The organism is Bradyrhizobium macuxiense (assembly GCF_001542415.1).
In the GTDB taxonomy this organism is placed as follows: domain Bacteria; phylum Pseudomonadota; class Alphaproteobacteria; order Rhizobiales; family Xanthobacteraceae; genus Bradyrhizobium; species Bradyrhizobium macuxiense.
The window spans coordinates 43,434-52,466 of sequence record NZ_LNCU01000062.1 but is presented as its reverse complement, the minus strand read 5'-3'; the positions used below and the strand labels follow the sequence as shown (position 1 = coordinate 52,466).

Here is a 9,033-nt window from a genome sequence, read left to right as displayed (position 1 = left end):
CGGCGCCAGCGGCCGCACCTGCTGCGCCTCCAGCAGTCGCAGCCGCGCCGGACCAGACGCAGTTGCTGCAGTCGATGGCGCGCGATATCGCGTCGATGGGGCAGCAGATCGAGCAGCTCAAGGCGAGCATCGATCAGCTCAAGGCAAGCCAGGACCAACTGTCGCAGCGCGTCGTGCGGACGACTGAGACCAGGGCCGCCGAACCGCGACCTGCCGCCCCGCGCCCGCGCACGACGCAGCCGCATGCGGCGGTCGCTTCCCCGTCGCGCGCCGCCGTCGCACCGCCGCCGATCCGCCGGCCGACACAGGCTTACATCCCGCCGCCGCCTCCGGCTGCGCCATTGCAGGCGCCTCCGCCGCAGGCTGCCGCACCGCTGCCGGTGCAGTCGCAGCAGCCGGCCGTGGTCGACGCCGACGACGATGGACCGGTGGTTCGTCCACCGATGCCGGTGCGGTGAAGCTGACCGGGTAGCGGACAAGCATCCGCAAAGAGACGTATGGCGGATGACTAGACGTCATCCGCTATGTTGCTGCGAGCGAAGGCTGTTTCCACGCGATCTTTTGTCAGACGGATTTGGACTTGTCGGGTAACTCGCTGGCGGTCGCGCCAGTCGCGGTCATGAAGGCTTCGCGGGTCACCTCAACCACTTGAAACGGAACTTCCGAATCCAGGCTCGCATAGAGCTCGACGTCCAGTGTCCCGTCGCCGTTGGCGGTCGGGTAAAGCTTGGCGACGTGGCGAATGTTTATGTGACCGTGGCGGGTCGTCCTCAGAAACATCGTTCCATTGCTCCGTTTGGTCGGTGGTTGGTTCTTTACGGTGGTGACCGGGATACATCGAGACACACCTAAAGTGTGTTTGCCCCTGTCCCGTTCCAGATGTCGGGGACATGACTGAATTGTCCCTGCTCCAGAACGTGTCCCGTTTCATCAATGGGCAGACCCACATGCGAAGCAACGGAGCGGTGCCACTGCTCCGCTATCGGGATACCGACTCGGTCCGGCGTAGCACCGTCGTCCCAGGCTTGGTCGAGCGCTTTCGCCGGGGACAACAATCGATGCCGCTGTGAGCTAGGCGCTCTGTCCCGGCGGCAGCACAACCACCGTCGCTCCCGGCTTCACGCGCTGGTAGAGATCGATGACATCAGCATTGGTCATCCGAATGCAGCCCGACGAGATCGCCTGCCCGATATATTCGGGCTGGTTGGTGCCGTGGATGCGATAGAGCGTGTCCTTGTTGCCCTGATAGAGATAGATGCCCCGCGCGCCGAGCGGGTTGGCGGGTCCACCGGGGACGCGCGCCGGATACGGCCCAAGCCGCGCCTGGATATCGGGCGTCGGAACCCAGTCCGGCCATTCGGCCAGGCGGCCGACAGTCGCGACACCGGAGAACGCCATCGCTTCCTCTCCGACCGCGACGCCGTAACGGATCGCCTTGCCGCCCGGCAGCACGTAATAGAGGTAGCGCGCATCGGTATCGACCAGGATCGTGCCGGGCTTCTCACCGCGCCGGTAGTCGACGATGTGGCGCTGGAACTGCTCGGGGATGCTGGCCCGCGCATAGGGTGGATGTGCGAGCAACTGCCGATCGCGCGGCGTCATCGATGCATCCGATACAGGCGAAAGCGTCGCTTGCATGCAACCGCCGAGCGCGAGCGATCCACCCAGCAACACGGCAAGCCCCAACTTGGACACGATTATTCTCCCCTGCGACAACCTGTGCCACATGCTGCCGAAATCGTGCTGAAATCGTGGCAGCCCGACCTGGAACACATCCGTTTGATCGGTTCTTTCCGCGAGTGTGTCCTGACGGTTGCAGTGAGTTCCCGCAGACGCTAGCCTTACGGAAAAACCGGGAGGATTTGATGCGATATGCACTGATTTTGGCGGGCGCGATCGTGGCCGCAACGCCGGCTCATGCAGACGACCCACGCGAAGCCTATGTCACGATGGTGCTGCAGGCGTTTGCCGCGAAGGTTGAATGCCCCAACACCGATCTCGTCTATCAGGATCTCGTGCAGAAGGCGCAGGAGATGCACCTCCCTGACGGCACGACCGAACAAGTGCGCAAGGCGATCGCCTATATGCACACCGGCGGCAAGATGGGCGAAAAGCAGTCCGACGACTTAATGACCGCGGTCGCGATCGCAACGCAAACCACCGATCTCGATCAGCGCCGCCTTGGCATGACGACCTGGTGCCACGAGCAGAAGTCCCGGCTCGCGGGCTATATCAGAACGAAGGACTAGGCAGTTCTCCCTCAGTCCAGCTCCGGCGCCACGAACCAGTTGGTCAGCGACAGACCGCCATCGACCACGATCGATGTACCGGTGACGTAGCCGGAGAGCTTGTTCGACAACACCGCGAGCGCCATCGGCGCGAGATCCTCGGCGTTTCCGAGCCGGCCGAGCGGAATGTGTTTTGCGAGCGCGGGATCGGCGACGAAGCCGCCGGCCGCGACCGCGCCGGGCACCAGTGCATTGACGCGGATGCCGTAGCGGCCCCAGCTCTTGGCAAGCTCCTTCACCAACATGGCCATGCCGGCCTTCGCAGTCGAGTAATGCGGCAGATTGCGCGGCGTGCCGGCATGCAGTGACGTGAGCAACAGGAACGAGCCTGGCGCCTTCGCGGCGATCAGCTTGCGTGCAAGCTCACGCGCCAGATGAAAGCCGGCATCGAGATTGACCGCGTGCATCCGTCGCCAGATATCATCGTCGACCGCCATCGCGTGATCGGCTTCGCGCCGTGGCGGCGAGGCGCTATGGACGAAGTGCGTCACCCGACCGACCGTCGATTGCGCATGCGCCAGCAGAGCATCGCACGCTTCACGGCTGGCGAGATCGCCGACCCACGGCACCGCGAGCTCCGGGCGCGGCGCGGTCTGAATTGCAGCCGCGATCCGATCCTCGTGCAGATCGGCAAAGACCGTGCGCACGCCCTCGCCGACCAGAGCTATCGCGATGGCGCGGCCGATACCATTGCCTGCGCCTGTCACCAGTGCGGCTTCGTGCGCCGGATCGAACGCTGAATTGAAGAGGCTCATGATCGCCGATCTCCGCGCGCTGTGTCAGTAAGGCGGCGCCCTGCGCGCCCGCTGCGCCTTGGCGGCTTCCATCCACCAGGCAAGGTCATCGGCGAAGCGCGGAAAGGCGCGCTCCAGCGCCTTGCCGCCCTCGCCGATCGGCTTGCCTTCGGCGGACAAACTCTGCGCGATCTGACCCGCGGCGATGGTGCTCGATGTCACGACCATCCCCATTTCCGAGAGCGTGCCGTGCCAGGCCGTCGCGGCGCGCGCGCCGGCGAACCGTCCGGCCGAATAGCTCGCGATCGCGGCCGGGCGCCAGAACCATTCCTCGAGGAAATGATCGGTGAGATTCTTCAGTCCGGGCTGGACGCCCCAATTGTACTCGCCGGTCACGAACAGGAAGCCATCGGCCGCCCGGATCTTCCCGGCCAGCGTCTCGAGCGCGGCCGGCGCCTGCCCCTTGGGATATTCCTTGTACATCCGGTCGAGCATCGGCAGGCCGACTTCCCTGGCATCGATCAGCTCGACATCGTCGCCGCGCGCGCGAAGGCCGTCGACGACGAAATGAGCCAGCCGAATGCCCATGCGGTCGGAGCGATAGGAGCCGTAGAAAACGAGGACGCGATTAGCCATGACCGATCCTAGCACCGTGTCGTGACAGCGTCTGCGGCGCTGCGCGAGGGGCGCTCGCATTCATAAGCCTTAACCGCGATCCTCGGCCGTTTTCCGGCCATTAAGCAATCCCCCGCCGGCTGCTCACGGCGGCCCAAAATCGCCAAATTCCTTTCCAGATATGCGGACGCTTCGAGAAAGGAGAACCCGAGATGCGGATCGCAAAGCTGGTTTTCGCAGGTTCGCTCGCAGCCATCGCTGCGATTGGCGCCCCTGTGCTGGCGAAGAGTTCCGACCACCAAAAGGCCGACGACGAAAAATCCAGCCCGTCTGCTGCCTGCCAGGCGTATCAGCAGGCCGTTGACGGTACCTGGACGCAGCTTCCCTGCGGCGAGGAAGGCTCGAACGGAGCCACGCAGCATCGCAACGCGACCAAGAGCGCGGGCGAGGACGAGCGCTAGTCTCAAGGCTGCGTAGGCCGGCGCGCCCCCGCGACCGCCTGAATTCGACTTTCGGCCTATCCCCGAGATGGCCGAGATCCGGCATCGCGCCGGATCGTCAACCCAAGCTTAATGTGCACCCGGTACGGTTGAGGCTCCCACCTCTCTCGTCCAGAATGGCGCACAGCACATGAAAATCGGTACTCTCCTGACGGCCGCGATCGTCTCCCTCTCCGCGGTCGGCGGCGGCCTTGCGGCCTATGTCGCGGTGACGAAGTACCAGACGATGGACAAGGTCTCGATCGCGCAGAGCCGGCTCGAAATCGTCCGCGCCGTCGGCAATATCCCGCGCTACATGAACTCCGAGCGCGGCTATTCCACCAACCTCCTGTTCGGTACCGGCGCGATCGATCAGGCGCAGTTGGCCGGTCTCGACAAGCTCCGCAAACTTACGGACGGCGCGCTCGCCAAGGTCAATGAGGTCCGCAGCACCCTGCCCGGCTCGCTCGACGACGGCGAGGCGGTCGCGAGCGCGATCGACGCCTTGAAGGCGAAGTTCGCCGCACTCCGCGATTCGATCCAAACCGCGATCGCGGGCCCGGTCGATGCCCGCCGCGCCGCTGCCACCAAGATCGTCGCCGACAACTCCGTGTTCAACGCCGGCGTGACCACGCTGCTCGACGAGCAGGTGCGCCGCCTTGCCGGCCTCGACGGCAACGCCTATCGCCAGGCCAATTACGCCAACGTCGCCTGGACGCTGCGCGATATCGGCGGCCTCGATGCCAGCCTGCACAAGGCCCTGGTCGGCGCCAAGCGCGTCGGCACGGAGCCCGAGAAGATGGAGCTCTACCGCAGCACCGGCAGGACCCAGCAGATCCTGTCGACGCTGCAGGAACTCCGCAACAATCCCGCCACGCCCGCAAACGTCATGACGGCGCTCGGCAAGATGCAGTCCGACTATGTCGAGCGCTTCGGCAAGGCGCTGAAGCTCGCCAAGGAAGGCGCGCTGTCGGGCAAGTATGAGCAGGACGTCGACACTTACTATGCCGAGTCGCAGATCGGTCTGGCCTCGATTATCACCGTGCGCGATGCCTTCTACGAGAATGCGGAGCAAGGGCTTGCCGCCGCCTATTCGTCGGCGCGCTTCAGCTTCGTCGTGGCGTTGATCGGCTTGATCGCCGTCGCCGCGCTCAGCGCCGGCCTCATCGTCATGGTCCGCCGCCGCATCCTCAATCCGATCGCCGCCCTCACCGGCCGCATGTCACGCCTCGCCGCCGGCGACGTCGCCGAGGATATTCCAGGCGTCGCCCGCAACGACGAGATCGGCGCGATGGCCGCGGCTGTGCAGGTGTTCAAGGACAACAAGATCGAGGCGGATCGTCTCACCGACGAGAAGGAAGCCGAGAACGACATCAAGATGCGCCGTGCGCGCGTGCTCGACGATCTCACGCGTGCATTCGAGGCCAAGGTCACCGAACTGGTCGGCGGATTGTCGTCGGCCTCCTCGGTGATGGAGGATACCGCGCAATCGATGTCCTCGACCGCCACCATGACCAATCGCCAGGCCGCCGTGGTCGCGGCAGCCTCCGAGCAGACTTCGACCAACGTGCAGACGGTGGCGAGCGCGACTGAAGAGCTGACGTCGTCGATCTCCGAGATCGCCCGTCAGGTCGCGACCTCGACCGAGATCGCCGCGCGCGCGGTCGACCATGCCCGCCGCACCGGCGATACCGCTCGCTCGCTGGCCGAAGGTGCGCAGAAGATCGGCGACGTCGTGACGCTGATCCAGAGCATTGCCGCGCAAACCAACCTGCTCGCGCTCAACGCCACGATCGAGGCAGCCCGCGCCGGCGAGGCCGGCCGCGGCTTCGCCGTCGTCGCCTCCGAGGTGAAGTCGCTCGCCGGCCAGACCGCGAAGGCGACCACCGAGATTTCCGAGCAGATCACCGCGATCCAGACCGCGAGCGATGAGACCGTCACCGCAATCAGGAATGTCGTCGACGTCATCACCGAGATCGACCAGATCGGCACCGCGATTGCGGCCGCGATCGAGGAGCAGGGCTCGGCGACCAAGGAGATCTCGCGCAGCGTTCAGGAGGCCGCGCGCGGCACGCAGGAGGTCAACTCCAACATCTCCGGCGTCCAGCGCGCCGCTGACGACACCGGCGCGGCTGCCACGCAGGTGCTCGGTGCGGCCGAGCAGCTCTCCACGCAGTCCAAGGATCTTGCCGGCCAGGTCAACCGTTTCCTCTCCGACGTACGGGCGGCCTGAAGCCGTCGCGGGGCATCGCCCCGCGACACACGGCCGAGCAAGCGTCAGGTGCCGCGCAGCCCGAGCACGCGGCGGGCGATCGCCTGGCGATGGACCTCGCTCGGGCCTTCGTACACCCGCATCAGCCTCGCCTTCTGCCAGAGCGCGTTGAGCGGCAATTCCAGCGTCACGCCGAGCGCGCCGAGCGTCTGCATGGCATGGTCGCAGGCCTCATAGGCCATTTCGGTCGCGAACACCTTGATCATCGAAGCTTCGTGCCTGATGTCCTCGCCGCGATCGGTCTTGTCGGCGGCGTCGCGCACCATCAACCGGCAGGCATGCATGCGGGTGGACATGTCCGCGATCCACCACTGGATCGCCTGGCGTTCCGCGAGCCTGACGCCGAAGGTTTCGCGCTGCTTGGCGTGCTCGCACAGCATGTCGAGCGCACGCTTGGTGATGCCGATGCAGGTCGATCCCATCTCGAGCCGCCGCGTGCGCAGGCGGAGCTGCATCGGCGCGTAGCCCTTGCCGACCTCGCCGAGCACCGAGTCCTTCGGGATGCGGCAATCCTCGAACACGATCTCGTAGGTCGAGCCGCCGCCCAGCATCGGGATCTCGCGCTCGATGATGAAGCCCGGCGTGCCCTTCTCGACAATGAACGAGGTAATGCCACCCTGGCGCTGATCGCTGCCGACGCGCGCCATCACGATGATGAAGTCGGCGGCACGTGCGTTGCTGATCCAGATCTTGCGGCCGTTGATCACCCATTGCTCGCCCTCGAGCACCGCGCGCGTCTTCATCCCTGCGGGATCACCGCCGGCGCCGGGCTCGGAGATCGCGATCGCCGATGCCATCCGTCCCTCGATATAGGGCTGCAAATATTTCTTCTTCTGCGCCTCGGTGCCGACCGCCTGCAGCATGCGCAGGTTCGGCGAGTCCGGCGGCAGCACGAAGGGCACGCAGCTGCGGCCGAGCTCCTCATGCACCGCGGCCATCGTGCGCGTCGGCAGATCGTGGCCACCGAGATCCTCGGGGGCATCGAGGCCCCACAATCCCAGCTCTTTCGACACGTCGCGCAGCCGCTTGCGGTGCTCGCCGGTCAGTTCCGGATGACCGCTGCCGGGCAGCCTCGATTTCAGGTATTGCGGCTCGAGCGGCATAAGCTCGCGATCGACGAATTTCGCGACCGTCTCGCGGATCATGGCTGTTTGTTCATCATCGCTCATCCGACATCCTCGCCTGTGCTGTTGTGTTTCAAAAAACCAGTAGCGCACTTTGGATTGGCGAAGACAGAGGAAAACGCTCGCCACCATTGCGTGGCCTGCGGAGGTCTCACGTTGCGGAATTCAATATCCCGCAACACGGTCAATGATCGCGCAACCGCTCCGACCGTGCAGGCCCGCCGAACAAATCATCGCGCCGCACGAGGGTTGTTCTGTACGAATTGAGCACGCGATTGATGATCTGCGCGCGGAGAGCTCTGCCTCAGTCGGCAAAGCCGACATAGTGGACAAAGTCGCTGTTGGCCTCGCGATCCGACCGCACCGCATTGGCGGCGAAACTGTCGTCCGGATAGCCCATGGCGACGCAAGTCATGATGACCTGCTCTTCGGGGATGTTGGCGACCTCGCGTACGATATCGGAGCGCATGATGCCCTGGCCGTTGATCACGCTGCCGAGGCCGCGATCCCAGGCCGCCAGCACGATCCCGTAGCAGAGCGCGCCGAGGTCGAAATGGCAGACCCGCGCCGGGATCAAGGATCCGGTCATAGGCCAGCACCAGCGAAACCGGCGCGTCGAACTGGCGGAAGCCGCGCAGCACCCAATCCTGCCGCATCGGCTTGTCGTCGCGGGCAATCCCCATGGCACCGAACAGCTTCTTGGCGATGTCGACCTGCCGGCCGCGGTGCACGCCCTGGTACTCGCCATGGCTGACGATATCGCGCTTCGGCTTGGCCCCGGCGCTCATCTCCTCCATGTTGCGGCGCCGAACCTCTTCCAGCGGCTCCCCGGCCAGGACGTGGACGTGCCAGGGCTGAGTGTTCATCGAGGATGGCGCGCGCTTCGCCACCTCGATGATCTCCTCAACGGTTGCCCGAGAGACCGGCTGCTTCTTGAACCCGCGCACGCTTTTGCGTGTCTGTACCAGGGTCTCGAACTCCATTCCGCGCTTCCTCCATTTTGTTCCCCGCCAAATGAGAGAATTTTGTCCCATCGGCTAGGTATTTTATCGTCAAAATCGGCCATGGGAACTTGATCGGCCCAAGAATCCGATATCCAATCCGGCCACTGGTTCGGTTTAGGGAGAAACCCAGATGAAGCGGATTTTCTTGGCTGCGGTCATCGCGACCTTCGCGACCGGCGCGGCGTTTGCCCAGGACGCCACCTGCGACAGCAAGGCCGTCGGCAAGGACGGCAAGCCGCTGGCCGGCGCAGCAAAGACCTCTTTCATGAAGAAATGCACGCACGACGCCTGCGAGACGAAGGCAGTCAGTTCGGACGGCAAGAAGCTCTCCGGCGCGGCCAAGAATTCCTTCATGAAGAAGTGCGAAAGCGGCGCCTGAGGCTCCCGTCCGCTGCTCTCCAGCATTGTCAGTCGAGACCAACCTGCGGGCCGTATCAGCGGCCCGTGGGAACGTAGGGGCGCCGCTATGAACTTGCGGATGCAATGGTTCACAGCAATCGGCGTGCCATGATCACGC

At 64.8% G+C, this 9,033-nt stretch carries 9 protein-coding genes and 2 pseudogenes; 5 read left to right on the top strand and 6 right to left on the bottom strand.

The window, feature by feature from the left end:
- A pseudogene (locus AS156_RS18775) lies at positions 1-458 on the top strand (hypothetical protein); the annotation flags it as partial.
- Positions 459-564: 106 nt separating this feature from the next.
- Here the strand turns inward: AS156_RS18775 and AS156_RS18770 are convergent.
- Both AS156_RS18770 and AS156_RS18760 read right to left on the bottom strand, forming a co-directional pair.
- Positions 565-780 carry a hypothetical protein gene (locus tag AS156_RS18770; protein ID WP_066507327.1) on the bottom strand — a complete coding sequence of 72 codons (216 nt, stop codon included), beginning with the start codon at positions 778-780 and terminating at the stop codon, positions 565-567.
- Positions 781-1,071: 291 nt separating this feature from the next.
- Positions 1,072-1,638 (bottom strand): L,D-transpeptidase, encoded by a 567-nt coding sequence (locus tag AS156_RS18760; protein ID WP_136626296.1) that lies wholly within the window; start codon positions 1,636-1,638, stop codon positions 1,072-1,074.
- 227 nt (positions 1,639-1,865) lie between these two features.
- On the opposite strand from AS156_RS18760, the gene AS156_RS18755 reads away from it, so the two are divergent.
- A complete protein-coding gene (locus tag AS156_RS18755; RefSeq protein WP_066507314.1) occupies positions 1,866-2,249 on the top strand; it encodes a hypothetical protein in 384 nt (127 codons plus the stop codon).
- An 11-nt stretch (positions 2,250-2,260) separates the two neighbouring features.
- Here the strand turns inward: AS156_RS18755 and AS156_RS18750 are convergent, their stop codons facing one another.
- Both AS156_RS18750 and AS156_RS18745 read right to left on the bottom strand, forming a co-directional pair.
- A complete protein-coding gene (locus AS156_RS18750; RefSeq protein WP_066507311.1) occupies positions 2,261-3,043 on the bottom strand; it encodes an SDR family NAD(P)-dependent oxidoreductase in 783 nt (260 codons plus the stop codon).
- A gap of 24 nt (positions 3,044-3,067) precedes the next feature.
- Positions 3,068-3,658: an NADPH-dependent FMN reductase gene (locus AS156_RS18745; protein WP_066507305.1), complete on the bottom strand. Its 591-nt coding sequence runs from the start codon at positions 3,656-3,658 to the stop codon at positions 3,068-3,070.
- 191 nt (positions 3,659-3,849) lie between these two features.
- On the opposite strand from AS156_RS18745, the gene AS156_RS18740 reads away from it, so the two are divergent.
- Positions 3,850-4,098 (top strand): hypothetical protein, encoded by a 249-nt coding sequence (locus AS156_RS18740; RefSeq protein ID WP_066507302.1) that lies wholly within the window; start codon positions 3,850-3,852, stop codon positions 4,096-4,098.
- 169 nt (positions 4,099-4,267) lie between these two features.
- Complete coding sequence (locus tag AS156_RS18735) at positions 4,268-6,349, top strand: methyl-accepting chemotaxis protein (protein ID WP_066507299.1); 2,082 nt, start codon at positions 4,268-4,270, stop codon at positions 6,347-6,349.
- A 44-nt stretch (positions 6,350-6,393) separates the two neighbouring features.
- On the opposite strand, the gene AS156_RS18730 is transcribed toward AS156_RS18735, so the two are convergent.
- Together AS156_RS18730 and AS156_RS18725 are read right to left on the bottom strand one after the other, a co-directional pair.
- Complete coding sequence (locus AS156_RS18730) at positions 6,394-7,557, bottom strand: acyl-CoA dehydrogenase family protein (protein WP_066507293.1); 1,164 nt, start codon at positions 7,555-7,557, stop codon at positions 6,394-6,396.
- Between the two features lie 259 nt (positions 7,558-7,816).
- Positions 7,817-8,495: pseudogene (locus AS156_RS18725) on the bottom strand (nitroreductase).
- A 151-nt stretch (positions 8,496-8,646) separates the two neighbouring features.
- On the opposite strand from AS156_RS18725, the gene AS156_RS18720 reads away from it, so the two are divergent.
- Positions 8,647-8,895 (top strand): hypothetical protein, encoded by a 249-nt coding sequence (locus AS156_RS18720; RefSeq protein WP_066507291.1) that lies wholly within the window; start codon positions 8,647-8,649, stop codon positions 8,893-8,895.
- Positions 8,896-9,033 lie beyond the last annotated feature (138 nt).

What these genes read in the sequence shown, in the direction of transcription:
- AS156_RS18740 (WP_066507302.1), top strand. Translation starts at nt 3,850, where the DNA reads ATGCGGATCGCAAAGCTGGTTTTCGCAGGTTCGCTCGCAGCCATCGCT.
- AS156_RS18750 (WP_066507311.1), bottom strand. Translation starts at nt 3,043, where the DNA reads ATGAGCCTCTTCAATTCAGCGTTCGATCCGGCGCACGAAGCCGCACTG.
- AS156_RS18770 (WP_066507327.1), bottom strand. Translation starts at nt 780, where the DNA reads ATGTTTCTGAGGACGACCCGCCACGGTCACATAAACATTCGCCACGTC.
- AS156_RS18730 (WP_066507293.1), bottom strand. Translation starts at nt 7,557, where the DNA reads ATGAGCGATGATGAACAAACAGCCATGATCCGCGAGACGGTCGCGAAA.
- AS156_RS18735 (WP_066507299.1), top strand. Translation starts at nt 4,268, where the DNA reads ATGAAAATCGGTACTCTCCTGACGGCCGCGATCGTCTCCCTCTCCGCG.
- AS156_RS18755 (WP_066507314.1), top strand. Translation starts at nt 1,866, where the DNA reads ATGCGATATGCACTGATTTTGGCGGGCGCGATCGTGGCCGCAACGCCG.
- AS156_RS18720 (WP_066507291.1), top strand. Translation starts at nt 8,647, where the DNA reads ATGAAGCGGATTTTCTTGGCTGCGGTCATCGCGACCTTCGCGACCGGC.
- AS156_RS18760 (WP_136626296.1), bottom strand. Translation starts at nt 1,638, where the DNA reads ATGCAAGCGACGCTTTCGCCTGTATCGGATGCATCGATGACGCCGCGC.
- AS156_RS18745 (WP_066507305.1), bottom strand. Translation starts at nt 3,658, where the DNA reads ATGGCTAATCGCGTCCTCGTTTTCTACGGCTCCTATCGCTCCGACCGC.